25 protein-coding genes are annotated in these 25,091 nt (G+C 35.9%); 19 read left to right on the forward strand and 6 right to left on the reverse strand.

Annotated elements, in window-relative coordinates; translation table 11 throughout:
- The first annotated feature begins 22 nt into the window (after positions 1-22).
- The 3 genes from ACP3T3_RS08335 to ACP3T3_RS08345 all read left to right on the forward strand — a co-directional run bounded on the left by ACP3T3_RS08335 (position 23) and on the right by ACP3T3_RS08345 (position 1,752).
- Positions 23-343, forward strand: a complete 321-nt coding sequence (locus tag ACP3T3_RS08335; protein WP_426479436.1) for a hypothetical protein — start codon at positions 23-25, stop codon at positions 341-343.
- 108 nt (positions 344-451) lie between these two features.
- The gene (locus tag ACP3T3_RS08340) at positions 452-886 is read left to right on the forward strand and encodes a transposase (RefSeq protein ID WP_426476642.1); all 435 of its coding nucleotides are present in this window, start codon (positions 452-454) and stop codon (positions 884-886) included.
- Between the two features lie 23 nt (positions 887-909).
- Positions 910-1,752 carry an IS3 family transposase gene (locus ACP3T3_RS08345; protein ID WP_426478579.1) on the forward strand — a complete coding sequence of 281 codons (843 nt, stop codon included), beginning with the start codon at positions 910-912 and terminating at the stop codon, positions 1,750-1,752.
- Positions 1,753-1,793: 41 nt separating this feature from the next.
- On the opposite strand, the gene ACP3T3_RS08350 is transcribed toward ACP3T3_RS08345, so the two are convergent.
- The gene (locus tag ACP3T3_RS08350) at positions 1,794-2,912 is read right to left on the reverse strand and encodes an ATP-binding protein (RefSeq protein WP_426479437.1); all 1,119 of its coding nucleotides are present in this window, start codon (positions 2,910-2,912) and stop codon (positions 1,794-1,796) included.
- A 336-nt stretch (positions 2,913-3,248) separates the two neighbouring features.
- On the opposite strand from ACP3T3_RS08350, the gene ACP3T3_RS08355 reads away from it, so the two are divergent.
- Genes ACP3T3_RS08355 through ACP3T3_RS08365 form a run of 3 tightly spaced genes read left to right on the forward strand, consistent with a single transcriptional unit; the run spans position 3,249 to position 6,209 of the window.
- A complete protein-coding gene (locus ACP3T3_RS08355) occupies positions 3,249-4,562 on the forward strand; it encodes a hypothetical protein (protein WP_426479438.1) in 1,314 nt (437 codons plus the stop codon).
- 1 nt (position 4,563) lies between these two features.
- Entirely contained in the window at positions 4,564-5,154 is a 591-nt protein-coding gene (gene lptC, locus ACP3T3_RS08360; protein ID WP_426479439.1) for an LPS export ABC transporter periplasmic protein LptC, read from the forward strand.
- Between the two features lie 11 nt (positions 5,155-5,165).
- On the forward strand, positions 5,166-6,209 hold the full coding sequence (locus ACP3T3_RS08365) for an anhydro-N-acetylmuramic acid kinase (protein ID WP_426479440.1): 1,044 nt from the start codon (positions 5,166-5,168) through the stop codon (positions 6,207-6,209).
- 58 nt (positions 6,210-6,267) lie between these two features.
- On the opposite strand, the gene ACP3T3_RS08370 is transcribed toward ACP3T3_RS08365, so the two are convergent.
- Positions 6,268-6,351 (reverse strand): hypothetical protein, encoded by an 84-nt coding sequence (locus ACP3T3_RS08370; RefSeq protein WP_426479955.1) that lies wholly within the window; start codon positions 6,349-6,351, stop codon positions 6,268-6,270.
- A 301-nt stretch (positions 6,352-6,652) separates the two neighbouring features.
- Between ACP3T3_RS08370 and ACP3T3_RS08375 the strand changes: the two genes are divergently transcribed.
- From ACP3T3_RS08375 to ACP3T3_RS08415, 9 genes are all read left to right on the forward strand, one after another.
- Positions 6,653-7,084, forward strand: coding sequence for a hypothetical protein (locus tag ACP3T3_RS08375; protein ID WP_426479441.1), 432 nt, complete (start codon positions 6,653-6,655; stop codon positions 7,082-7,084).
- A gap of 16 nt (positions 7,085-7,100) precedes the next feature.
- Positions 7,101-8,156, forward strand: coding sequence for a T9SS type A sorting domain-containing protein (locus ACP3T3_RS08380; RefSeq protein WP_426479442.1), 1,056 nt, complete (start codon positions 7,101-7,103; stop codon positions 8,154-8,156).
- 34 nt (positions 8,157-8,190) lie between these two features.
- Positions 8,191-8,265, forward strand: a complete 75-nt coding sequence (locus tag ACP3T3_RS08385; protein WP_426479956.1) for a hypothetical protein — start codon at positions 8,191-8,193, stop codon at positions 8,263-8,265.
- A gap of 2 nt (positions 8,266-8,267) precedes the next feature.
- Positions 8,268-8,819 carry a hypothetical protein gene (locus ACP3T3_RS08390; protein WP_426479443.1) on the forward strand — a complete coding sequence of 184 codons (552 nt, stop codon included), beginning with the start codon at positions 8,268-8,270 and terminating at the stop codon, positions 8,817-8,819.
- A 159-nt stretch (positions 8,820-8,978) separates the two neighbouring features.
- On the forward strand, positions 8,979-10,028 hold the full coding sequence (locus ACP3T3_RS08395; protein WP_426479444.1) for a hypothetical protein: 1,050 nt from the start codon (positions 8,979-8,981) through the stop codon (positions 10,026-10,028).
- Entirely contained in the window at positions 9,985-10,413 is a 429-nt protein-coding gene (locus ACP3T3_RS08400; protein WP_426479445.1) for a hypothetical protein, read from the forward strand. The genes ACP3T3_RS08395 and ACP3T3_RS08400 overlap by 44 nt, the downstream gene beginning before the upstream one ends.
- An 11-nt stretch (positions 10,414-10,424) precedes the next feature.
- Positions 10,425-10,913 carry a hypothetical protein gene (locus tag ACP3T3_RS08405; protein WP_426479446.1) on the forward strand — a complete coding sequence of 163 codons (489 nt, stop codon included), beginning with the start codon at positions 10,425-10,427 and terminating at the stop codon, positions 10,911-10,913.
- 344 nt (positions 10,914-11,257) lie between these two features.
- Positions 11,258-11,698: a hypothetical protein gene (locus ACP3T3_RS08410; protein WP_426479447.1), complete on the forward strand. Its 441-nt coding sequence runs from the start codon at positions 11,258-11,260 to the stop codon at positions 11,696-11,698.
- 77 nt (positions 11,699-11,775) lie between these two features.
- Positions 11,776-12,204 carry a hypothetical protein gene (locus ACP3T3_RS08415; RefSeq protein ID WP_426479448.1) on the forward strand — a complete coding sequence of 143 codons (429 nt, stop codon included), beginning with the start codon at positions 11,776-11,778 and terminating at the stop codon, positions 12,202-12,204.
- 80 nt (positions 12,205-12,284) lie between these two features.
- On the opposite strand, the gene ACP3T3_RS08420 is transcribed toward ACP3T3_RS08415, so the two are convergent.
- Positions 12,285-12,674, reverse strand: coding sequence for an SRPBCC family protein (locus ACP3T3_RS08420; RefSeq protein ID WP_426479449.1), 390 nt, complete (start codon positions 12,672-12,674; stop codon positions 12,285-12,287).
- Between the two features lie 36 nt (positions 12,675-12,710).
- Here ACP3T3_RS08420 and ACP3T3_RS08425 point away from each other — a divergent pair, with 36 nt between their 5' ends.
- Positions 12,711-13,322, forward strand: a complete 612-nt coding sequence (locus ACP3T3_RS08425) for an NUDIX hydrolase (protein WP_426479450.1) — start codon at positions 12,711-12,713, stop codon at positions 13,320-13,322.
- A gap of 161 nt (positions 13,323-13,483) precedes the next feature.
- Here ACP3T3_RS08425 and ACP3T3_RS08430 read toward each other — a convergent pair whose 3' ends face one another.
- Entirely contained in the window at positions 13,484-14,755 is a 1,272-nt protein-coding gene (locus ACP3T3_RS08430; protein WP_426479451.1) for a UDP-N-acetylmuramoyl-tripeptide--D-alanyl-D-alanine ligase, read from the reverse strand.
- Positions 14,756-14,909: 154 nt separating this feature from the next.
- Positions 14,910-16,511, reverse strand: a complete 1,602-nt coding sequence (gene gldJ / locus ACP3T3_RS08435) for a gliding motility lipoprotein GldJ (protein WP_426479452.1) — start codon at positions 16,509-16,511, stop codon at positions 14,910-14,912.
- 165 nt (positions 16,512-16,676) lie between these two features.
- On the opposite strand from gldJ, the gene porU reads away from it, so the two are divergent.
- From porU to ACP3T3_RS08450, 3 genes are all read left to right on the forward strand, one after another.
- Complete coding sequence (porU, locus tag ACP3T3_RS08440) at positions 16,677-20,579, forward strand: type IX secretion system sortase PorU (protein WP_426479453.1); 3,903 nt, start codon at positions 16,677-16,679, stop codon at positions 20,577-20,579.
- Between the two features lie 59 nt (positions 20,580-20,638).
- Positions 20,639-21,802 (forward strand): type IX secretion system outer membrane channel protein PorV, encoded by a 1,164-nt coding sequence (gene porV / locus ACP3T3_RS08445; protein WP_062674515.1) that lies wholly within the window; start codon positions 20,639-20,641, stop codon positions 21,800-21,802.
- A 415-nt stretch (positions 21,803-22,217) separates the two neighbouring features.
- Positions 22,218-24,488 carry an FUSC family membrane protein gene (locus ACP3T3_RS08450; protein ID WP_426479454.1) on the forward strand — a complete coding sequence of 757 codons (2,271 nt, stop codon included), beginning with the start codon at positions 22,218-22,220 and terminating at the stop codon, positions 24,486-24,488.
- On the opposite strand, the gene ACP3T3_RS08455 is transcribed toward ACP3T3_RS08450, so the two are convergent.
- Positions 24,469-25,083, reverse strand: coding sequence for a 4'-phosphopantetheinyl transferase superfamily protein (locus ACP3T3_RS08455; protein WP_426479455.1), 615 nt, complete (start codon positions 25,081-25,083; stop codon positions 24,469-24,471). The two genes, ACP3T3_RS08450 and ACP3T3_RS08455, sit on opposite strands and share 20 nt — an antisense overlap.
- Positions 25,084-25,091: the final 8 nt, after the last annotated feature.

Raw genomic sequence — 25,091 nt, forward strand, 5'->3', positions numbered from 1 at the left:
ACTTCTATTTAATTCTTCGTTTATGGAGAAATCTCAATATTCATGGGATATATTTAAAATTTCAATACGTATCAAAAAAAGTATTACATTTATCCACTTCAAAATTTTAGATCATGAAAAAAATAATTTCAATTGTAGCAGTAATGTTGTTCACTTTAGGATATGCCCAGGAAAAACCAAAGAAGCTGGATGCTGCGCCGGGAAAGACAAAAAAGAGTGTTCGGTAAAAGATAAAAAAGCATGTGCTGATACTCATCACAAAGATTGTGGTATGAAAACAAAAACAGCAGAAAATACTCCTAAAACAACAGATAAAAAGGCTGTAAAAGTAAAAAAAGCTTAATACACTTTCCTTGTAATAGAAAATAAAAGCTCAGGTAACATTACCTGAGCTTTTATTTTATGTACTTTGTCCCGTCCTGAAATAGCGATACACAAAAAAACAATCGTTATGGAAGAAAACTTAGAAACGCGCTATGTCAAGCGTACCCAGAAAGATTACAGTTTGAATTTGAAACTTCAAATTGTAAGAGAAATAGAAACGGGAAAATCAGGAATTACAGACAGTCGGAAAAAATATGGTATACAAGCACGCTCAACAATTGTTAGTTGGTTGAGAAAATATGGTACCTTTGATTGGGAATACCAAACACCATTTACCATGAAAAAGACTCCTGAACAGCGTATCATGGAATTAGAGGCAGAAGTTAAAGTGCTTGAAAAACAGAAAGCATTTTTAGAGAAACAGGCTTACATTGCTGATAAAAAAGCTATATTTTTTGATATGATGATAAATCTTGCTGAGAAAGAATATGATATTGATATCAGAAAAAACTCATCACCCGAACAATCACCAACTTCCGCAGTGAAGAAAAAGAAACCATAGTTTTTACCTGCGAATTGTTCGGGTTGGATAGACAAGTCTATTACAGAAGTATCCGAGGATATAAACGCTCACAAAGCAAAGCATTAAAAGTAATAACCCTCGTAGAAGATATCCGCATAAAAATGCCAAAATTAGGAGGTCGAAAGCTATATTTTATTTTGAGGGAACCTTTAAGATCTCTGAAAATAGGAAGGGATAAGTTCTTTGATATTTTGAGAGCTAATCATTTATTGATCACATCAAAGAGAAGCTATCATATCACAACCAATTCTCATCATAGATTCAGAAAACATAAAAATCTGATTTTGGAGTACTGTATCAACAAACCCAACCAGGTGTGGGTAGCAGATATTACCTATATTGGAAACAGGAAAAAACCGAGTTACTTAAGTCTGATAACTGATGCTTATTCTAAGAAAATTGTAGGTCACTATGTTGCAGATAATCTCAATACGGAAAGTAGCCTGATGGCATTGAAAAAGGCATTAAAGAACAATAAAACTGATAAAGAATCATTGATTCATCACTCTGACAGGGGATTGCAATATTGCTCAAATGAGTATCAGAAAATATTGATAAAGCATAAGATAAAATGCAGTATGACACAGAACTCTGATCCTTATGAAAATGCTATTGCAGAGAGAGTAAATGGTATTTTAAAACAGGAATTCGATATTGATAAATATGATATTGAGACTTCAATGAGAAGAAAAATTGTGGAGCAATCCATTAGCATCTATAATGAGTTCAGACCACATTTTTCAAATCATTATTTAACACCAAATCAAATGCATGAACAGTCCAAATTAAAAATGAAAACTTATAAAACAAAAAACCAAAGCAAAAATAAATTTACTCTGGTTTAATTATTTATTTTTATCCTTTAATTTGTATCATTATTTCAGGACTAGTCACTTTTATGAATATATCTTGACAGCTTTATCCCAAGGTCAGTCCAGACAATTTTAGGGTTTCCGTTTCTTGTCAGGTGGAGATCAGCAGTGTTGATTTCTTCCAGGATACTTTCAATATTCGCCCCGCTGATAAATTTTGAAAATCCAGTCCAGTTGAAACCATTTGCATTGATCTTTTTGTACACCAGATTTTCGGACTGATAATTCTGAAGTAATGCCAATCTGAAAATTTCAGAGCAATAGTTCAGGAAGTTTTTCTGCTTTTCTCTGTTCCAGCCAGCAATTTCTCTCGCCCAGAAAATGATGCTTCTGAGGTACTCGGGTTTCTTTTTTACCATAAATGCATCTCTTACCCACTGTACAAAGAGTTTTTCAAACTCATTGGTCTTATCTCCCGAATTCAATAGTTTTATAGCATCATTGAGATCACCCTGCGCTTCATGCACAATCTCCCTTATTCTCTCCTCAGAAACCGAGAAATTCTTTTTAAGGTGATTTTCAATATCTTCATCATTAATTCTCGGGATCTCTACAATCTGTGTTCGGGAAAGTATGGTAGGAAGGATATCATTGGTGCTTTCGGCAGTAAGAAGAATGACTGTTTTTGCCGGAGGTTCTTCCAGAAATTTCAAAAACTTATTGGAAGCCGCAACATTCATTTTATCGGCTCTCCAAACAATAAGAATTTTGGTTCCTCCTTCAAAACTTTTTAAAGAAAATTTCTGGTTCTGATCATCAATTTCATCTGCTGAAATAAACAGCTGCTTATTCTCTGATTCCAAAAAAGCTGTCCAGTCATCGTAGCTTGCATAAGGAGAAGCCAGGATCATTTCTCTGAACTCATCAAATTTATTCTTGCTTAACGAGTTTTTATTATCCGTAAAAACCGGAAAACTGAAATGCAGATCCAGGTGATTGAGGTGTTCTACTTTCGCAGCAGCATGTTCATTTTCCCGGCTGAAAATTTCCCTTGCATAGGCCAAAACCATAGGAAGTGTTCCGTATCCCTCCTTTCCTACAAAAAGTTGGGCATGGCTCACTCTGTTTTCAGCAATGCTTTCTCTAAGAAGTTTTTTCAGATTCGTCTGTCCGGCGATGTTCTCCCAATTCATGTTTCAAAGATAAAAAATCTTATTTCATTTCATAAAATTAAGTCTGCTTAAAATAAAATTGCTGGAATACTTATAATAAAAAATCCTTTTACCCAAGCAACAAATAAAGGTTTTTACAACTCAAAAAAAAAATAAATATGAAACTTAAGAAATAAGAATATACATAAAGACTGTTCACTACAGAACAACTATTTCTTCATAGCAAAATTGACATTTTCTATTGTTGAAAATTTGCATTTTTCTTTTAAAGAAAGGCCCTTAACAAACTTTAACCACATATAATTTTTACAATTCATTAATATTTAAGATATTTGCGCATTGTTTTAAAAATAAAGAATGAAAAAAATCTTTGTAGTATCATTCATATCAGTCGGATATTTTCTGAATGCACAGAGTCTAAGCAACTCTCCTTATGCAACTTATGGAATCGGAGATGTGAAATATGATAATACGATCGAAACTACTTCTATGGGAGGTATATCTACTGCTTTTATAAGTGACTTTACCAGTAGTTTCAATTTTGCCAACCCGGCAAACAACGCCAATTTCGAGCTTACGAGTATCAGATTGGAAGCTACCAACGAAAACAATTATTTCAAATCGAACTATAACGATATGAAATCTACAAAGCATTCTACGTATCTTTCCAATATTTCGATTGCATTTCCTTTATCCTCAAAAGTAAAAATGGGAATCTCTTATCAGCCATACAGTTCTAAAAGCTACGACATCGTAACTGAACAGTTTGCCGCAGATAAAACTCCTCTTTACAAAAACAGCTTTAAAGGAAGCGGAACGTTAAACACTGCACAGGTGGCTGTTTCTTATAAGATCAATCAGGAATTATCCGTGGGGGCAAAAGCTAATCTTTATTTCGGGGATCTTAATGATCTTAATGAATTCCGTGCTTACAACAGTAACCTTGGTACTTATGTAGGGGAATATGTTAATGGATATGAGACTAAAAACAGAATCAGAAACTTTAATTTTACGCTGGGTACAAGCTACCAGACTTTAAATACCCGTACGGATAAGAAGTTTACGGTGGGAGCTACTGCTACTTTTGGTAATACAAGTAATATGACTACTGAGTACACCAACAGTACCTACAGATATTCTGATGCTCAGGAAACCACCAAGCTTACCGGATCAGAAACCATCATAGAACAAAAGGAAACAAAATCCAAAAACCTTCTTCCATTACAGGCCTCGTTAGGAGTTGGATATGGAAGTGAGAACCATTGGTTTGTATCCGGGCAGGTAGATTACAAAAAAGGAGAAGACATCTCTTATTTCGGTAAAACTTTTGATTTCCAGGATACTTACAGAATCTCTGCAGGTGGATGGTACCTTCCTAACTATAATAACTTCAGAAGTTATTTCTCAAGAGTAATTTATAGATATGGAGCTTTCTACGAAAGAGGAAACCTTAAGCTGGAAGGAAACAGTATTAATAAATTCGGTATTTCTGCAGGGGTAATGCTGCCATTCAAAAACAGCAGTATCACAAGAATGAGCGGTCTTGAAATAGGATTGGAAGTTGGTAAGAGAGGAACTCTTCAAAACAACCTGATCAACCAGAATTTCATCAACCTGAGAATCGGCTTTAATTTTGCCGATAAGTGGTTCAGAAAGACTCTTTATAACTAGAATGAATTTTTCAAAAAAAATATCATATAAAAATATAGCATGCCTTTTTAGTTGTGCTATATTTTTTATATTGACATCCTGTGAGGAGGATCTTACGAAAGCTAATGGCAGCCAGAGTAAGAATTTCCCTTCACAAATCATTAATAACGCCAATATTATACAGCGAGACTCCGGTTTTGTGACATTAAAAGCGAAAGCACCTATCATTGAAAAATACGAACTGATCGACAGTCCTTATGTAGTAGCCCGAAAAGGAATTGATATTGAATTTTTTGATAAAAAGAAACCTAAAGTTCCGGGAAGAATTACGGCTAAATATGCCCGAATTTTTGAATATAAAAAATTCTATGAAGCCAAAGGCGATGTAAGGATCAGAACCAATGAAGGGCAGCGATTTGCTATGCAGAGTATTTATTGGGATCAGAGAAAAAACAGAATCTATACCAAAGATACGGTATATGTTACTATGGAAGACGGTTCTACACTGGTAGGAGCCAATGGGATGACTGCCAAAGATGATTTCTCCGAATACACTTTCTATAACAACTCAGGAGATTTCAGTTCGAAAAGAATTTCTGAAAGTAAAAAATAAATCCAAAAATAATGAAAGCGCTGGCTATTGGTCTGATGTCCGGGACAAGCCTGGACGGTTTGGATATCTGTCTTGCCGAATTTGAAAAACAGGACAAATGGGCTTTTCAAATCCTGAAGTCTGAAACACTCTCCTATTCTGAGGATTGGGAAAACAAGCTTAGAAACTCTATTCATCTTTCTGCTGAAGATTTATTAGAACTGCATTCAGAATATGGTTTTTACCTTGGACAGCAGGTTAAAGAATTTATTCATAAACACCGGGTTGAAGGGATCAGCCTGATCGCTTCTCATGGCCATACGGTTTTTCATCAGCCCAAAAGAAAATTTACCCTTCAGATTGGCGATGGCAGAGCAATTAAGCTGGAAACCGGATTACCTGTCATCTATGATTTCAGAAGTCAGGACGTTTTGTTACAAGGAAACGGAGCGCCACTGGTTCCCATAGGGGATGAATTACTTTTCGCCCAATACAGTGCTTGTCTCAACCTGGGTGGATTTTCCAATATTTCTTTACAATCCGGAGATAAAAGAATTGCTTTTGATATTGCTCCGGTGAATATTGTTTTGAATCACCTGGCTCAACAGCTCCATAAAAGTTTTGATGAAAACGGAGCGCTTGCAGAAAAAGGAACAGTAAATGAAAGTCTGCTTAACCAGCTCAATGCGTTAGACTTCTATCAACATTCCCATCCTAAATCATTAGGTGTAGAATGGTGTAATCAGCATATATTTCCGGTTCTTGAAAATATTGAAGCACTAGATGCGCTGGCTACCTTTACGGAACATGCAGCCCAGCAGATTTGCAATGTAATCAATCAATATAGTTTAAAAGATATTCTTATCACCGGTGGAGGTGCCTACAACACGTTTTTAATTGAAAAAATAAGAGCAAAAACTAAAGCCGAAGTGATCATTCCTGAAAAGAAGATCATCAATTATAAAGAAGCTCTGATCTTTGCCTTTATGGGCGTTTTAAAAATGAACAATGAGATCAATGTGCTGTCATCTGCTACAGGAAGTTCCTATGACCACTCTTCAGGAGTCATAGCATAGATGCTTTATACTTTTATTTCACTGATCAGCTCAGCTAAGGAGATATCAAGCGCATAGGCTATAACAGAAATAGTGAAAATACTGGAAGTAACCTTTCCTTTTCTACTTTATAGAGATACTGTCTATCCTTCCCTATCATCATAGCAAGTTCCGTTTGTGAAAGTCTTTTTTCACAGAATATTGTTGTTCGATTACATAATTCAACATGTATTCTTCCCTTAACTCTAAGATCTTATATTTCTTCAATACATTTCACTTATACAAAATGAATGATTAGTTTTAATTAAAACTAATACGGTTGTCGTAGTCAGAAAAAGAGTAAACAACTTTAATGTTATAAAAAAGCTATATATATTAAGAAAAATTAATAGAATATTGGCTTTTACGCAATATAAAAGTAGGTTATAAATAATACTTTTAACCATCAAATACAACGCAAGCTTATGAAAAAAATTTATCTCTGTGCATTAACCTTATGTACAATACTGGAAATATCTGCCCAGGATATTCTCTGGCAAAAGGATTTCAGGTCCGGTACGCAGAACTTTCTAAGCCAGATTACAACAACTATTGATCAACAATATCTGATCACAGGAAGTTCTATACAGTCAGGAAGCGGGAGGCTGGAGGCTGGAAGTAAGCAAAACAACGGTTATGATTTCCATTTGGTAAAACTGAACCAGCAGGGAGAAGAAGTTTGGGAAAAATACTTTGCAGGACAAAATCATGATTACCTTTCTGCTACTGTTACTACACAGGATGGTGGATTTCTTTTAGCAGGAACTTCTTATTCAGGAAAAGGACTGGATAAAAAAGAGGACTCCAAAGGAAACTCAGATATCTGGCTAATCAAAATCAATGAAATTTGGAGATGAACTATGACAAAAAACCTTGGGAAGTTCTTCTGATAAAGAAGCCAGAGCGGTTATTCAAACTACCGATTTAGGATTTTTTGTTGCAGGTAATGTTACAGCCCTTCGACAAGCTCAGAATTTAAAAGGCTACGGTTCAAAAGATGTTTTAATTACCAGATTAGACAAAGACGGAAAAGAACTCTCCCAATTGATTTTAGGTGGAAAAGGGTTAGACGAAGTGGAAAAGATGATTCCAACGAAAGACGGAGGAGCTTTATTGGGAATTCATTCGAGGAGTTCTGAAATAAAGGCGGGAAGCGGGAAGCTGGAGGCTGGAAGTGGTGTGAAGATCGACTCTTATTCCAAAGTCAGCAGCAACTCCGGTGAAGGCGACTATTGGGTCGTAAAACTCGACAAAAACGGAAAAGTGGAATGGGAAAAGAACTTCGGAGGGAAAGGTGATGATCATATCAGAACACTGGTATTAACTTCAAATGGTTTTATTATTGGTGGAGAATCCAGATCAGAAAGTTCAGGTAATAAAACCGTAGGAATTGAAGAAGGAACAGACCTTTGGCTGATTGTCCTAAACGAAAGAGGCGATGAACAATGGCAAAAATCCTACAATTTCAAAAACAGAGATATTTTAATGGGAATGAGTATAATTCATTCTGCAGATGATCAATCTGCCAAAGGAATTCTATTAGGAGGCTATACACAAGCTGAAGGAAGAATAGAAACCGATGATGAATCCTTCTGGATGCTCTATCTTGATCAGAACGGAAATGAGCAGTGGAGAAAGCATGTCAGAGGAGAATCCAGAAAAAAGGAAGAAAGACTTTCTGATTTAAAGCTGAACAGAGATGGTTCTATTGTATTGGCAGGAACCAGTACAGAAGAATTAGGTAAAGAGAACTGGAAGATTATCAAACTGGGAGACAAACAGGTTGATCAGTTAATAGAAAAATACGACATTAAAATTTATCCGAACCCTATTTCAGATTATGCTTATGTTGAAATTGGTTTTGATTTTAAGGATGCAGATATACTTTTGTATGATATGAGCGGAAGACAGCTTCAATATAAAAACTAAGAACAAAGTAACAAAGATTAATACTCAGGCTTTGGTGCAGGGGGCTTATCTGATTTCTGTAAAAACAGACACAGGCAAGATAACATCTGCAAAACTTATTAAAAAATAAATATGATGAAGAAAATATATCCAGATTTTTTTGTCCCGCTAGTCTTTCTGATATTAGGAATACAGCAGGGATATGCACAGAATGGAGTGGCATTAGAAAAGTCTATTGCATCACTATCCAATTATATTGATATGCCTGTAAATGAGGCTTCAGGAATTCCTAATATAAATATTCCCCTACTCAGTATACCTATGGCTGATAATAACATCAATTATCCTATCAGTTTACGATATAATGTCAGAAATTATAATAACATCCGGGGAGTCAGTGATATTGGCCAGGGATGGTCATTATTTGGAACAAGTATTATTTATAGAGATGTACAAAGTGTTGAAGTCGAGTGTGATAGAATTAATAATCAGTCCGATCCGTACGAAAGCACTTATTATTACAATGTATTTGATTTATCCGGAAAGTTTACTGTTAAAAAGGATACCAATGGTTATAAGGTTGTCAATTTAAATCCCAATAATAATATCACAATAGAAATTAATAATTCTATTATGGCAACTGGGTTAGAATTAGCCATAATAACTAATAATGGTTATAGATAAAGTTTTAATAATATTGATAATTACCAATTTAAATGCAATAATTATCCAAAACCCAGCGGAGTTGCATCTACTTATTATCTGGTAAAAATTTTTAGTCCCACAGGTGTTGAAGTGGCAACTTTTGATTATCAGTTACAAAATAAAAACGTTCCGAGCCAGATGGCTCAGCAATACTGTAAACTAAAGTCAATAAAAACGGTCAAAGGAGAAGTTAACTTTACATTTATTTATGATGAGAGTTTAGAAAACACCGTTAATGATCCTTACTGGCTAAAAGAAATTACACTCAAAAATCCTTCAGGTGAAGTGCAGTATTCTTATGTAATGAACAGTTATATATCTGCTTTTCCCTCGTCTGATGTATGGGGAAGAAAACGCATTTTAAACTTCATAAGAAAAAACGATAAAAATAATCTCAAAATAGAGCAGACTGTTTTTGGTTATGAAAATAGTACGCAGTCAGGAAATCAGGAAGGAATACTGGAAAAAATAACGACACCTGCGGGAGGGGTTGTGGAATATAAGTATGAAGATCGCGTTTATACCAATTCTGCTTCCGCAGCTGGAAATATAGCAAAGAGAGTGAAAGTCATCAACTATTATAAAAACAGTATTGATATTACTCCAGAAATAACCATCAACTATGATTATAGTCTTTTTGGGACAACATCATCATCAGGATATAAATATTATGGAGAAATAGATGAATATAACGAGCAAAAACAGGTTTCTTATATCCTCTATAAAAATGTGAAAGTATGGGAAACCGGTAAAGGATATACCCAAAAAACATTTATTACTCCTAATGATTATCCAAAATATTTGACCAACCAAATATATGTTAATTATTATTATTCCTGGCCTTATTATGATATCACAAGGTGGGGTTTACCGTTCAGGGAAGAAGTGTATGATGATCAGAACAGACTGCTTTCTCAAAAGGAAACTAATTATTTCTTTGATCAATACTTTGGCAGCCAGTATGATTTTAAGATTACTCCAGAAACTTCAGTAAACATTTCAGAACATATTTCCGGTAAACGCTCTTATATTTTAAAAACAATTCAAACAGAGAAGGAGTTTTATGCTAATAATCAGAGTGTAACTAAAGAATCTGAAGTGAGCATTAACGCTATAAATCTTAAACCTGGTTACATAAAATCACTTGTTAGCTGGTGGAGAACTTTTAGCTGCGGGATGGAGAGTTAGTGGTATTGGAAGAATTTTAGCTGCTCAGGCCAATAAAGCTCTTAAGGTAGCTAGTAGCGGTGGAGGTGAAACCTTACCAATGACTATTCAAAAAATCATACCACAAGGAACAAAAGTTATTGACATTATTAATGATATAAAAGGATTAACTTGGTCAACAGGAAATGAGCATGCAGTTGTAAGATTAGCTAATGGTGAGAAGGCGATTGTTAGTGGTGGTCCAGGCGGAATCAGTTTTGAAATGGGGCAAATAAAAACTCTTTTTGGGCATACGCATCCAACATCAGCTCCTCCGAGTGCTGCTGACTTTACAGCTTTAAAAAAATTAAACCAAACAAAACAATATATTTTCCATGGGGGTGAAACAACTTTAATTAGACCTTAAAATATTTAAATATGGCTATAGCATTTATAAATCAAACAGAATGTGGACTGTGTAATGAAAAAATTACTGATTTGGAGAGTATCTTTTCATTTCCATCTTTCATTCAAAATATTAAAGATCCTTTATATCAATTCAATGATTCTGTATTTCACATTAATTGTTTAAATAAACATTCTTTTGGAAAAAAAGCCATTGAATTAGCTAAACAATATTTTTATAGTGTTAAACCTGAAAATAGAAAATGTATTGTAGATGAAGAAATTATAGAAGATGTTCATGATTACATATTTATGGGAGTATTAACATCTAATGATGAAGAAGACCTATATAAATTTAACTTTATTACATTGAATAGACGTAATCTGCATAAATGGAAAGATAGAGCTGATTTTATCAGTATTGCTGAAAAGTTTATAAAAGATGGAAAATGGGAAGATTTAACTTCTTATAAATATTTAAATAAATTAATTGATTTATTCAAACAAGATATTTTAATATAATAATTTCTTAATTATATGCTGATGGATAAGATGGTAATGTTCCAAACGTGTTGGTAACAAATTAGAGTATTGTAAACCAATACTCTAATTTTTAAAATATGAATAGAATCCTCAATTTAAAATAATATTGTGAATAGCCGGCATAGAAGAAAAGACCGGGTGGCAGCAGTAATTATCATACATTGTGGCAGATAGAAAATTATTATAATGCTAATAATAACTCTCTATTTCCATCGAATTGTACCATGTGCTATGCAAGCGGAGGCTACCAGGTTAACCTTCCGCCGCCACAGATATAGTCATTACCTCCATTTTGTGGACATTGTTCTGATCATGGTGTCGTGATGATGGACAGCATGTGGGATGTAGTAGGAATAGTAGCATCAAATGCCAAACCCGAGAACAGAGAGGCAGCCTTAGGACTTGCTGCTTTAGCTATTTTAACATCAGGAGGTAGAGCTGCACCAGGAATTATTAAGGCAGAAGCAGGAATTGTAAAAGCAGAGAGCAAAGCAATAGTTAATCTTACCGAAGAAACATTTTCACAAGCGTTAATGAAAGGTGCAGAAAATGTGGGAGGGTATACTATTTATGGTACTAAAGGATTAGTAGGAAATACTTTCAATCGAAATATTTTCTTATTAGAAGCCTCTGGAAGTAAGAGTTTATCTGGATTAAGATCTTTAGTTGGAAGTATGGAAAAAGAAGCATTAGGAGCTGGTGCTAGTAAAATTTCAATTTATGGCTCCTCGGTAATAAATAAAGGTTTTCTTATCCAAATATAGCAGCACGTTTTGGTTATACTTTTGAGCAATCAGGAAGTGGAGTAATTTTACAAAAAATTTTAAAATAAATAATATGAATGACAAATCATCTATATATATCAATTTTTAAGAGAAAAGGAGGTGAGGGATTAAAAACAAAAATTATCAATGATAATAATAGAAAACAATATGAAAGTCTATTTTTTGGATTAGAAAATAATGAAACACCCCTAATTATTTTTTTTGAAAATATGCAAAATTGGTTTTTACTTACAAACTTAAGAATTTTATTTTGTAGTGAAGGTGCAAGTTCAAATTTAAAAAATACTGATATTATTGAAGTCCAACCTGCAATACAAGAAGAGTTTAAAGATAAAATAATGGATAAAGAAAAATTTACAAGATTAAAGCTTAAAACAAGAAATAATCAATTTTTCACTTGTAAAATAGAACAAGGATTACCTTACAATGGCCTATATCAAACACTACATTTTATAATGACAAATAATGTTCAAACAATAGAATAAAATTAATTTTTTTGTGTATCGCTATTTCAGGGCGAGACAATACATAAAATAAAAAAACCTTCATTGTTGAAGGTTTTTTACTATTTATAGGCTTCGATTTTATCGGTAAGCGTATTGATAAAGTTCTGTAACGGCTTTTCTACCATCATTTTGATGAATGGATTAAATTTACCTTCGAACAGCATCTGAACCTCAGTCTGGTTTTCACTGATCGGGTTTAATGTAGCGGTTAATGAGAAATCCAAACTTGAACTTGCAGATCTTAAAACAGCCTTGTGATCATCCACTTCATCTATTTTTAATGCGATTTCCGGCATTCCCTGTAATCCAAATTTAAATCCGTTATCTTTGGTTTCAAACTTCTGAAGACCATCCGGCATAAAATCTTTATAATTTTCGGGTGATTTCAGCAGTTCGGTAAGCTCTTTAGATGATTTATTGACAATAATCTTTCGTCCTTCTAAATTCATTTTTTATTTTTGTATTTAAATTCTTAACTATTACAAATGTATAAAGTTTTTGTCAACGAAAAAAAATTATTGATATCTAAGCATCCCGAAGAACCTGAAAAAAAGCTTAGATATGAAAATTATACCACTTTAGAGATCGCATTGGATCTTCTGGAGAATACTTCTGTGCAGGAACTTAATGTATATGGAGAGAATTTGGACGAAATCTGGCAGGAGTTTCAAAAGCTTTTCAGAATTATAGAGGCTGCAGGAGGTCTCGTTAATAATCCTGAAGGTAAGATTCTTTTCATCAGAAGGCTGGGAAAATGGGATCTTCCTAAAGGTAAGATGGAAAAAGGAGAATCCAGAGAAGAATCTGCAGTGCGGGAAATAGAGGAAGAAACTGGTTTGAGTGATGTGGAACTCCTAAAATTCATCAATACCACTTATCATATCTACGTAGAAAGAAATGGTGAGAAAATCCTAAAATGTACGCATTGGTTTGAGATGAATTTTGATGGAGAAGACACTTCCAAACCGCAAATAGAAGAAGGCATTACTGAAGTTGCCTGGAAAACGACATCAGAAATTGAAAATGAGGTTTTCCCAAGTACGTTTAAAAATATTATACTGATTGTAAAAGAATTCTGGGACTGGAAAAATAAATAGCAGGGCTGGAAGCTGGAAGAGTGAAGCCGGAAGTTACTATCCGGCCCTTTACTTTTTTAGATGATTGTTTAAAACAATGAAAATTTATAAAGTTGAATAAAAATAGAACAACTCTTCGCTTGTCATCGGCAACTTCCCTCTCCCAGCCTCCAGCTTCCTTTCTAAATAAAGTCAATCACTTTCTCCAGAGCAATTCCTCTGGATCCTTTCAGTAATATATTTTCAGACTGAATTTTGTTCTGTTTCAGGTATTCTATTAATGCAGCTGTATTTTCAAAAGAATGGTCTGAAGAACTAACGGCTTTAAAATATTTTCCGACAGTGATAATTTCATTGAAATGAAGGTCTTGGGCCAGTTTTAAGATGTTCTGATGTTCTTTCTCGCTCTCATCACCTAATTCCAGCATATCTCCGATAATAATGGTTTTAGTCCCTTCAAAACTGATGAAATTATTCAGGGAAGCAGTCATAGAACTTGGATTCGCATTGTAAGTGTCCAGAACCAAAGTCCTTCCCTCTTTTTTCACGATCTGGGATCTCATATTGGTAGGTGTATACAGTTCCAGCGCATGCTTTATTTTTTCAAAGCTGATTCCAAAATGAAGTCCTAAGCTTGCAGCTGCACAAAGATTGGTAAAATTATACTCTCCTGTCAGTTTTGAAACAGCTTTTACTCCCTGATAAGCCAATCCTACAAAATGTTCTTCTGAAAAAGATTCAAAATTGTAATCGGAAGATTCTGTTCCAAAAGTAATTTTAGGGGAATAATTTTCAGTTTTCACTACCTGAATAGGATCATTTTCATTAACAACAATAATCCTGTTATTATTTTTAAGATAATCATACAGCTCAGACTTTCCTTTAATCACTCCTTCAAAACCTCCGAACCCTTCTAAGTGGGCTTTCCCAAAATTGGTAATATATCCGAGGTCAGGCTGCGAAATGGTACATAGAAATTCAATTTCTTTCTGATGGTTGGCTCCCATTTCAATCACCGCCATTTCATGTTCCGGCTTAATAGAAAGAATTGTCAATGGAACGCCAATATGGTTATTCAAATTCCCGGAAGTATACTGAACATTAAACTTTTCTGAAAGCACAGCATGAATAAGCTCTTTTGTCGTTGTCTTTCCGTTACTGCCTGTAAGTCCTATAAAAGGAACGGCAAGCTTACTCCTGTGATAAAGTGCCAGCTGTTGTAAAAACTCAAGGGTAGATGGAACATAGAAAATATTTTTATCTCTGTTTTCAAATTCCGGAAGTTCAACAATCACTGCCAGTGCTCCGTCATCAATGGCTTTTTCTGCCAGGGTAGCCGCGTTGAAATTTTCACCGGAAAATGCAAAGAAAATATCATTCTCTGCTATTTTTCTGCTGTCAATGGTCACTTTTGCGGCCTGCAGAAATAAAGGATAAAACTGTTCTATATTCATGTGGAAATATCTATTTTTTTTTAGAAGTCATATGCAATCACCAAATTTATACAAGTGTTTCCAGGACTTTTCAGCTAAAGCGATTTCATAGTTCAAAAATAAAAAAACCTTCCGAAAATCCGGAAGGTTTTGTATAAGTATTTTTTGATAAATATTATCTTCTAGTTCTACTCTTATCGTTAGTTCTGGCATCCTGTGCAACACGGAACCCAACCCAACCATAAGCTTTATTTTGGTTTTTATATCTTCTTTGTCCCGGATCCAGCCAATATGCTGTATCCTGCCAGGAACCACCTTTTACAACTCTAACCTCATTAGAAATTCCGGAAGTTCTGTCTTTGGTATCTTTCTGTAGTTTTACTCTACCGCTCGCATCTACAACAAAGCTTTTCTTAGGAGCGTTGTACATATCAAATCCTGCAGCAGAATCAGAAGCTCTGTAATATTCTAAAGAAGACTGTCTGTCACCATCTCTGTAGTTTCTGTAGTCAGCGATAGTTTGTCTTTCGAACTGTCCCGGAAGTCCTTTGTAAACTAATCTTCCGTCAGCTAACGTATCATACTTGATAGTGCCTTCGTCGATCATTTTATAAGTTCCGTCACCGTTTCTTACGATAGCCTGAGGCATGTTTCCTCTATAGTAGTTGAAATCGCTGAAATCTTCATCAATGATTGGTCTGTAAACATCAGCCGTCCATTCAGAAACGTTTCCGTACATACCATAGATTCCTAAGTCGTTAGATGGATATTGCCTTACGTCAGAAGTTTGTGCTGACCCGTCGTTTTTCCATCCTGCAATACCGGAATAGTCACCTTTACCCATTTTAAAGTTTTCAAGGAACATTCCTCTGTCTCTTCCTTTATTGCCTCTTAATCTTTCGATTTCAGGTTTTTTACCCAGGTATTGGTTATATTCTCTGGTTTTTGCCATACCAAGAGCTGCATATTCCCACTCCACTTCGGTAGGAAGTCTGAACTTCTGTACCATTGCAGCATTAGGAGCTCTGTTAGCAGCAAGCAATCTTTGGTTGGTAGTTTTCATACCTGTTTTTTGCTGCATTCTTTTCTCATTGATATATCCCTGCATTTCAGGATCATTCGATTTGAATTTATCCATGTTGAATGCAGTTCCTCCCTGGTTGTTGGATTCGTTGATATATAAATCTTTGGCAATAATACCAGACTGCATCAAAGCTTTTTCATTCGCTCTGTCTGTCAGCCATTCACAGTATCTGTTTGCCTGAGTCCAGGAAACTCCTACTACCGGATAGTAATCAAATTCCGGAGAACGCAGATACGTTTCATTATAATCGTTTCTAGATAATTTGTTGTCCCATAATAAGGTATCCGGTAAAGCACCGTTGTAGATCTCCTTAAAACTCGGGTCACTTGGTGGGAATACATACTTCAACCATGTAAGGTATTCGCGGTATTCGTAGTTAGTAATTTCTGTTTCTCCGATAAAGAATGAACTTACCTGCATTCTGCGAGGTGTGTTATTCCAATCATGCATAACATCATCTTTCACTAATCCCATTGTAAAAGTTCCACCTTCTACATATACCATCCCAGGCCAACCCTTCTGCTTCTGTTGCTTTCCTGCAAAAAACCAACCCTGTTTTTCGTTTGGTTTCCAACCCGTTTTGCTGACAAATTTTTTGGTACCGCCACCTTTGCTGGTTCCCGATCCGCCACAGCTGGTTAATGCAAGTGTAGAACTTAATGCTATTAATGAAAACAACTTTAGTTTTTTCATAGTCGATATAAATATTTTCAAAGTACAAAGAAAAAATAAATTATTCAATAAATCAAGTAAACATTTGATTTTTTTGAAAAAACGTTAACAAATTAATTTTATTGTATCACAATTTAATTCTAAAATTTTCATTTATTTTGTAATTTAGCAATTTCAATAGTAAACATGAGACGAAAAATTACGCTTTTATCCTTAATCGCTTTTGCATCAACACTTTACGCCCAAAGAAACACCATTGAATGGAATGGTTCTAAAATTCAGGATTTTGGTGACACAAAATTAAATCTCCCCAATTTTAAAAATGAAGGTTTTTCTTTCAGCCAAAATAATGTTCTTATAGTAACCAAGCAAAAAATCGGAGAAAAGCAATTAAAAATCTCGGACCTTGTCTGGGAAAACGTTTCCAATCAGGATTTATTTGAACTGGATAAAGGCAGGCTTCCGGATTATGATGTAGCCGATGTTTCATATTATACTTTAGATGGGGACAGCTACGCCAGTATCAGTATTGCGCTGTTTAAAAATGTAAAAGGCCGTGTTCAGAGATTATCTTCATTTAATGTTACAGAAGCGGCTTCATTTGTCAATACGACAGGAACTGTTAACAAAATAGGAACCACTGCCAATCCTTTGTCAAGTGGTAATTTTTATAAAATAAAGGTAGACAAATCCGGAGTATTCAAAATTACTTCACAGTTTTTGAAAGATAACGGAATCAATCCGGGCTCTGTAAATCCTAAAAACTTCAGGATTTATGGAAACGGAGGGGTAATGCTTCCTGAGTACAACCAGGATCCGAGATACGGAGCGTTGCAGGAGAATGCTATTCAGGTGGTAGGTGAAGATGACGGTGTATGGAATGATAATGATTATGCTCTTTTCTATGCGCAGGGTCCAGACGGGTATAACCTGTATGACACTTCCAATGGAAATGGTTTTAAAAGACACGATACCCGATTCAGTGAAAGAAGCAATAATGTCAAAAATATATACGAAGATTTCTCTTATTATTATATCAATTTTGACAAAGGTACCGGAAAAAGAGTTCCAACGGTTGACGGAAATCTTCCTGCCCAGCTGATCACAAGATATGACAATTACCAGGTGATCAACAAAGATCAGAAAAACCTGTTAAAAGTAGGAAGAACATGGGTAGAAGACACTCCTTTTACTAATGAAAAAACAGTAACGCTTACGACCAATTCTCCTATACAGGCTAATGACGTGATACGGTACAGGACTCAGGTGGTAGCATATAATTCCCAACAGAATTCGATTGACTTCAAGATTAACAATTTAAATCCGCATCCGCTGCAGACCATTCCTTCAGATACTTCGAGCTATCAGTATACCTTCTATCCTGTAACGTACACCGGAACGCTTACCAACCTTACAGGAAATCAGATTACGATGGTTTATAATCCTGATATTTCCAAGAATCCTAACGGAACTTTCTATTTTGATTATGTGGAAGTTCAGTACAAGGAAAATCTTGCATTCAATGGTTCGCAGATGAATTTCAGGGATTATTCTATCGTAAGCGGAAGTAATACAGACTATGGCTTCAGCATCAGTAATGCAGCTACTATAGAACAGGTATGGGATGTAACGGATATTACCAATGCCAACAGGAGAGTGAATAAAGCAGGAGCAGGATCTTTCAATTTTGCCTATACTGCTGCTGATCAGAATTTCAACAATGAATTTGTGGCTTTCCGTGCTGATGCAGCATTCAGCCCGCAGTTTGTAGGAAGAATTTCCAATCAGAATCTTTCTGCCATACAAAACGTAGATTATCTTATCCTTACCGTACCTGAGATGATGGGCCAGGCACAGAGACTTGCCAGCTATCATCAGACCCACCATAATTATAAGGTAGAAATTGTTGACATCAATAAAGTTTATGAGGAATATGGCAGCGGAAGTAAAGACCTTACCGCGGTAAGAGATTTCGTTACCAAGCTTAATACTCCTCTGGGCAGACTTCAGTATGTATTTATTCTCGGGGATGCCTCATATGATTATAAAAACAGGGTTCCGAATAATACAAACGTTGTTGCCAGCTACCAGAGTGAGCAGTCTTCAGATTATGTATCATCATTTGTGACGGATGATTATATTGTAATGACCAAACCGCAGAATACATTATTAATTGAAAACAATTTACCGGATCTTCCTGTGGGAAGAATTCCTGCTGCCAATGCAAGTGAAGCCGGGGATATGATTAATAAAACGCTGGCTTATTATAATTCACTTCAAGGGCAGTCGACTCCTTTCGGCGACTGGCGTATGCGGCTTGATTTTGTAGTGGATGATAACAATGAAGGAGGAAGCCCTTTCCATGATGTGATGAACAGCTCTCTGGCCAGTATATTTGAACAGCCGGGTCAGCTGGAGCTTAAAGAATATAATGTTAAAAAATTATACATGGATGCCTTTACCGCTCAGAGTACATCTGGAGGGAGAAGATACCCGCAGGTAAATCAGGCTATTTCCAATGCCATCGGAAACAGTTTGTATCTGTTCTATTTCGGACACGGAGGAGTCAATGGCTGGGCACAGGAAAGAGTTCTTACAAGCACCGAAGTACAGAATGCCAATAACTTCTCAAATGTATACAGCAGATTCCCTTTTGTATCTACCATCACCTGTGAATTTACATTATGGGATGAGCCTTCCACCAATTCTGTAGGGGAACAGTTTATTAAACTGAAACAGGGAGGAGCCTCAACAATGATTACTTCCAGCCGTGCTATTGGAGTAGATTACGGACGTGATTTCACCAATACATTCACACAGAATATTTTTAAACTAACCAATGATGATTTTAATTCATTAGGAAATGCCCACTTACTTGCTAAGAAACAAAAGGGCCCCAACAACAACCACCTAAAAGTAAACTTCCTGGGTGATCCTGCTATGAAATTAAGCAGGCCACAAAGACTTCTGGTCATTGATAATATCGAAACTCCGGTTCCGGGACTGATCAGAGGGCTGGATTTTGTAAAAATAAAGGGACACATCAATAATTCCAACGGAACATTGAACAATACCTTCAACGGAAAAGTCAGCATCAATATTTTTGATAAGAGATTAAACAAGAAAACCTTAAATAACAGTGGAGTTTTAACTCCCGTTTTAGATTATACTGAAGAAGGAAGTGCTATTGTAAAATCTGCCGGAACTGCTGTAAACGGAGTTTTCACTGCTGAATTCTATGTTCCTAAAGACATTAACTATGCTGTTGGACAAGGAAGGATACTAGCTTATGCAGACAATAAATCAACGGATGTTTTCAACAACCAGGCTGTACAGGTAGGTGATATCAATCCAAACGGAATCAATGACAACCAACCTCCAAAAGTAAAGCTGTATATGAATAACACCAACTTTGCGGATGGCGGAATTACCAATCAGAATCCTATGCTGCTTGCCTGTCTTACCGATGATACAGGAATCAACTCTACAGGATCAGGGGTGGGCCATGATATTACAGTCTATCTTGACGGACAGATTATCAATACCGTTGTTTTGAATGATTTTTATGCCGCAGGAGAAGGAAACGGATGTTTAAATCCAAGCCTTGCCGAGTATCAAAAAGGGAATGTAACCTATCCTTTCAGAAATCTGGCAGTAGGGCAGCATCAATTAACATTTAAAGTTTGGGATATAAACAATAATTCGACAACTGCTACGTTAAATTTTGAAGTTAAAGATGAATCTGACCAGCACCTGACGATTAACCGCCCGCTGAACTGGCCAAATCCATTTACGAATAAAACCTATATTCAGTTTGAGCACAATTGTGATGATATTCTGGATGTGAACGTACAAATTTATACGATAACCGGAAGATTAGTAAGGACTTTATCGCAGCCAGTGGTTGCAGAACCGTTCCTACAGGGCTTCAGAACCCCACGTCAGGCAATAGAATGGGACGGAAGAGATGATTTTGGGTCTACAGTAGCAAAAGGTACGTATATTTTTAAGATATTTGCAAAAAGTCAAAATCAAGAAAAATGCAAAGGAAGTGCTACAGCTGTAGAAAAAATGGTACTTTTGAAATAATAAAATAAAACATAGACAATAATATTAATAAAAAACTGATAATATATAAAAGACAACATATGAATTTAACTACTAAACTGCTTTTAGGATTTGGTTTGAGTGCTGGTTTTTTAGGCTATTCGCAAGATTTAGGTAAAGTAAACCCAGTTCTTACCGGAGCTCCTTTCTTAAGAATTGCACCTGATGCAAGATCGGGAGGTATGGGAGACCAGGGGGTGGTAACCTCTCCGGATGCATTTTCACAATTCTGGAATGCGGCTAAATACCCTTTCAGCAGGACAAGTTCTTCCGTAGGTCTTAACTATACGCCTTACATGGGAAAACTTACCAATGATGTATTCTTATTATATGCTTCGTTCCATAAGTTTCTGGGGCAGGAAGAAAGATCTACAATCTCTGCAAGTATCTATTATTTCAATATGGGGCAGGTAGACCTGACTCAGCTGGTAGGTACAGAAATTGCATCAATGGGTACATCAAAACCAAACGAATTCTCAATTGACGTTGCCTACGCTTTGAAGCTTTCTGATTCATTCTCCGGAGCCGTTACCGGTAGATTTATCCGTTCAGACTTAGCCGGAGGATTCAATACAGATACTACACTTAAAGCGGCCAACAGTTTTGCAGTAGACGTTTCAGGATACTATACCTCTCCAAGATTCTCCAGTATCGGTGGATATGATGGTAAGATCAATGCAGGTTTGGCTATTCAGAACTTAGGTCCGAAACTGGATTATACAGGAAATGAAGAATCAAGATCTTATCTTCCTACCATGGCAAGATTAGGGGTTGGATATGACATGTACCTGGATGACATGAACAGAGTAGGAATTTCTGTAGAAGGTTCAAAACTTTTAGTTCCCGGATCTGAGTATGCAGGAATAGACCCGAATACAAGACAGCCTATTTACCAGATCCCGAATGTGGGACCAATGGCTGGTATCGGAAAATCTTTCAAAAATAAAAACAGCATCATGTACAGTGGTGCTTTAGAATATTCTTATGACAATGCATTTTCTGTAAGAGGAGGTTACTTCCATGAAAGTGAAGAGCAGGGCGCAAGACAGTTTGCTACAGCGGGTGTTGGGTTAAGATACCGTTCTTTCGGGCTTGATCTTTCTTACCTGATCAATATGTCTAAGATCAACAGTGCTTTGGATAATACCCTTCGTTTCGGTCTTACCTGGAACATCGGAGAAGAAACATCCAACAACGATCGTTAATAAAAGAAAAAGCGATATAAAATGCCTCATACATTATTGTATTGAGGCTTTTTTATGTCAATTGTCAATCGTCAATCCGCTTCGCTTGTCAATTTATTTTTACATATTACAACCACTCACCATTCACTTTGCGAAGTAAAAATTCACTTTTGATTCGTGAATAGTCAATCTGCTTCGCTTGTCAATTTATTTTTACATATTACAACTGACAACCACTCACCATTCACTTTGCGAAGCAAAAATTCACTATTGACCTTTGAAAAATGTTAAAAGAGAATCGTCTTTCGTCAATCATGATCATTTATAGATTTGTTTTAAATGGTATAACAGCTCACTTTAAAAAAATATAATATTAAGTTTACAAAAGTCTCTTTTTTATGGCGATTTTCTTAAATTCAATAGCTATTTTTGTAATATGAACTATTCGGCGGAGCTAAAAAAATTTGTAACCAGTCAGTATGTATATTCTGCAATCAGAATTACATTAGCTACTGTTCTGCCCTGTTTAGTCCTTGCCCATTTTGGGATTTTGAAGGAATATTTCCTTTTCCCTCTCGGCACCAGCTTTGTAGCGCTTACAGATCAGCCGGGACCTTTCATCCGAAGGAGAAATGCCCTTACTTTTGCAATATGCTGCTTCGTATTTGTTGCGCTCATTGCAAGTCTTGTAATGAATTTCAAAGTACTGGTCCTTCTGGAAATCATTGTCTTCGGGATGTTTTTTTCCCTGATTGGGGTTTACGGTCAGCGGTTAGCAGCTGTAGGCTCATTATCACTTGTGGTACTCGCCATCTTTATCGACGGCCATCTTACGGGAAGCAATATCTTTAAAAGTCTGTTGATTTTTGCTTCCGGCTGTATATGGTTTTTACTCATATTCCTTGTTGTAACGACAATTCGCCCCTATAAACTGGCGAGCCAGATGATTGGAGAAAACTACCTTCAGCTGGCTGAATTTTTAAAGATTAAAGCCAATTATTATCAGAAAAATCCGGATTTTAATAAACTGACCACTCATGTTATTGCCAAACAGATTGAAATAAAAAACCTCCAGGAAGATACCCGGGAAACCGTTTTTAAAACGAGAACGATCGTCAATGAATCTACAACCACCAGCCGTTTATTGATGCTGATGTTCCTGAATTCCATGGACCTTCATGAGAAACTAATGACTTCTGAAAGTGATTATCAAAAGCTGCAGCAGAGCTTTGAAGACAGTATGATCCTGGTCAACATTCATGATTATCTCAATCTTTTGGCAGAAGAGATCACCAATATCGGAATTGCGCTTCAAAGCGGTACCAGAGCAAAACCGATATTTAACCTGGAACAGGAATTAAAGAACTTAAATTATAATTATTTCGAACTCAGAAATAAACAGCTCTCTTCCGACAATCTTGAAAATTTCATGATCCTGCGGCAGATCCTGATGCGTATCTATGAGATCACTAAAGAGATTAATGAGATTTATAAAGTATTTTCGCAGGACATAAAACTGGCAAAGAGTTTATCCACAGGATTAGATTTGAAAAAATTTATGCCTAATGAGCCTAAACTTAATGCAAAAGTTTTAAGGAATAATATTTCTTTATCCTCTTCCCATTTCCGCCATGCCATAAGAATTACAACAGCTTTATTGCTGGGTTATCTTTTCTCAATGTTCGATTTTCTGGGATTAGGACACACCTATTGGATATTAATTACCATTACAGCCATTTTAAAACCAGCCTACTCTATTACAAAGCAGAGAAACCTTCTTCGTCTCTATGGGACGATTGCAGGGGCAAGTATTGCGTATGCCATTCTGTATTTTGTACACATTAACGGGATTTTATTCTCGATTTTGCTTATCAGTATGATTATGTGTTTCAGCTTTTTGAAAGGGCGGTATTTCTGGGCGGTATTATTCATGACGATCTATGTTTTCCTGAGTTTTAATTTTTTAAACCCCGGGAAAGTCAATATTATTTTTAAAGACAGAATTGTTGATACAGCCATTGCCGGAATCATTGCTTTTGGCGTTTCATATATTGTACTGCCCGTGTGGGAACATACCCAAAACCTGGATCTGATGAAAAAGTCTGCAGCAGACAATCTTATCTATTTCCAGAGTGTAATTTCAAAATTCTTACAGGGAAATTTTGACCTTGAAGATTATAAAGTAAAGCGAAAAAATGCAATTATTTCTCTGGCCAATCTTTCCGATAATTTTCAGAGAATGATTTCTGACCCTAAAAATCAGCAGAAAAAGCTGGAAGTTGTTCACCAATTCGTGGCTACATCCCATCTGATTACGGCATATACCGCTTCTCTATCTCAATACGCCAAGAGTAATGAGCAATATCCTGAAATAGATGCAGAAAGCTGGAGCAGGAAAATTGAAGCTGAAATGCAGCAAACCTCTGCCCTTCTCAACGGAAATGATGTAAACGAAACCTTGAAAATGGAAAGCCGCCTTGAACCGGAAGATTCTTCCATTGAAGATATGCTCCTCAAGAGAAAAACTGAGATTGAGGAAAATGAGATCGTAGACAGAAGAGATCCTGATAAGATATCACACCTGACAGAGCTGAAAAACATCCATGATATTCTGGAACTGATCTATGATGTAGCAAAAGAACAGAGAAAAGTGATTGAAAAGTATAAAAGCGAAACTGAGCCAGCCCCTACTCCTCTACAATCGTAAAACAGTAGTCGTCGAAAAACTCTACCCGGGCTTTGAACTCATCTGAAAACTGTTCGTCATACACACGGCAGCTTATTTTATGAAGATGCTTCAGCTCGAAAGGCTTCACTTCATAATTTTTCTTTAAAGACCAGTATTTAGAGTGATGGATTTTGTACATACTTTCTTTTACACTCCATATAATAGTATAAAAAGTATCGGCTTTGTCTTCAGTAATAAATCCGCGCTCATTTTCATAGGTGAATTTATCAATTACCCTTAAAATTTTGGGATTGAACTTTTCGACATCAATTCCTATTTTATTTTTAGAAATAGCAATGGCAGCAAAGGGAAAAGAATGCGTAATGGAAATTTCTGCATCGTTGGGGGAAAGAAAAGGTTCTCTTTCTTTATACAAAATTTTAGAACCTGGCTTTAATCCTTTCAGAAGCTTACGAACCATCAGGACTTCCAGTAATTTTTTAGGATGATAATCTTTTACCTTCTCAGCATTTTCCGGTTCCAGAAGTTCATTGATATCCAGCTCTTCACTTTCATCATACTTCCAAACAAGGATCGTAGCATTATCATCTGAAAAATCTCGGTAAAGGGGCATTGTTTTTT

Source organism: Chryseobacterium sp. CBSDS_008 (assembly GCF_049959325.1).
Classification (GTDB): domain Bacteria; phylum Bacteroidota; class Bacteroidia; order Flavobacteriales; family Weeksellaceae; genus Chryseobacterium.

What these genes read in the sequence shown, in the direction of transcription:
- ACP3T3_RS08335 (WP_426479436.1), top strand. Translation starts at nt 23, where the DNA reads ATGGAGAAATCTCAATATTCATGGGATATATTTAAAATTTCAATACGT.
- ACP3T3_RS08340 (WP_426476642.1), top strand. Translation starts at nt 452, where the DNA reads ATGGAAGAAAACTTAGAAACGCGCTATGTCAAGCGTACCCAGAAAGAT.
- ACP3T3_RS08350 (WP_426479437.1), bottom strand. Translation starts at nt 2,912, where the DNA reads ATGAATTGGGAGAACATCGCCGGACAGACGAATCTGAAAAAACTTCTT.
- ACP3T3_RS08355 (WP_426479438.1), top strand. Translation starts at nt 3,249, where the DNA reads ATGAAAAAAATCTTTGTAGTATCATTCATATCAGTCGGATATTTTCTG.
- lptC (WP_426479439.1), top strand. Translation starts at nt 4,564, where the DNA reads ATGAATTTTTCAAAAAAAATATCATATAAAAATATAGCATGCCTTTTT.
- ACP3T3_RS08365 (WP_426479440.1), top strand. Translation starts at nt 5,166, where the DNA reads ATGAAAGCGCTGGCTATTGGTCTGATGTCCGGGACAAGCCTGGACGGT.
- ACP3T3_RS08370 (WP_426479955.1), bottom strand. Translation starts at nt 6,351, where the DNA reads ATGATGATAGGGAAGGATAGACAGTATCTCTATAAAGTAGAAAAGGAA.
- ACP3T3_RS08375 (WP_426479441.1), top strand. Translation starts at nt 6,653, where the DNA reads ATGAAAAAAATTTATCTCTGTGCATTAACCTTATGTACAATACTGGAA.
- ACP3T3_RS08390 (WP_426479443.1), top strand. Translation starts at nt 8,268, where the DNA reads ATGATGAAGAAAATATATCCAGATTTTTTTGTCCCGCTAGTCTTTCTG.
- ACP3T3_RS08395 (WP_426479444.1), top strand. Translation starts at nt 8,979, where the DNA reads ATGGCTCAGCAATACTGTAAACTAAAGTCAATAAAAACGGTCAAAGGA.
- ACP3T3_RS08405 (WP_426479446.1), top strand. Translation starts at nt 10,425, where the DNA reads ATGGCTATAGCATTTATAAATCAAACAGAATGTGGACTGTGTAATGAA.
- ACP3T3_RS08410 (WP_426479447.1), top strand. Translation starts at nt 11,258, where the DNA reads ATGATGGACAGCATGTGGGATGTAGTAGGAATAGTAGCATCAAATGCC.
- ACP3T3_RS08415 (WP_426479448.1), top strand. Translation starts at nt 11,776, where the DNA reads ATGACAAATCATCTATATATATCAATTTTTAAGAGAAAAGGAGGTGAG.
- ACP3T3_RS08420 (WP_426479449.1), bottom strand. Translation starts at nt 12,674, where the DNA reads ATGAATTTAGAAGGACGAAAGATTATTGTCAATAAATCATCTAAAGAG.
- ACP3T3_RS08425 (WP_426479450.1), top strand. Translation starts at nt 12,711, where the DNA reads ATGTATAAAGTTTTTGTCAACGAAAAAAAATTATTGATATCTAAGCAT.
- ACP3T3_RS08430 (WP_426479451.1), bottom strand. Translation starts at nt 14,755, where the DNA reads ATGAATATAGAACAGTTTTATCCTTTATTTCTGCAGGCCGCAAAAGTG.
- gldJ (WP_426479452.1), bottom strand. Translation starts at nt 16,511, where the DNA reads ATGAAAAAACTAAAGTTGTTTTCATTAATAGCATTAAGTTCTACACTT.
- porU (WP_426479453.1), top strand. Translation starts at nt 16,677, where the DNA reads ATGAGACGAAAAATTACGCTTTTATCCTTAATCGCTTTTGCATCAACA.
- porV (WP_062674515.1), top strand. Translation starts at nt 20,639, where the DNA reads ATGAATTTAACTACTAAACTGCTTTTAGGATTTGGTTTGAGTGCTGGT.
- ACP3T3_RS08450 (WP_426479454.1), top strand. Translation starts at nt 22,218, where the DNA reads ATGAACTATTCGGCGGAGCTAAAAAAATTTGTAACCAGTCAGTATGTA.
- ACP3T3_RS08455 (WP_426479455.1), bottom strand. Translation starts at nt 25,083, where the DNA reads ATGCCCCTTTACCGAGATTTTTCAGATGATAATGCTACGATCCTTGTT.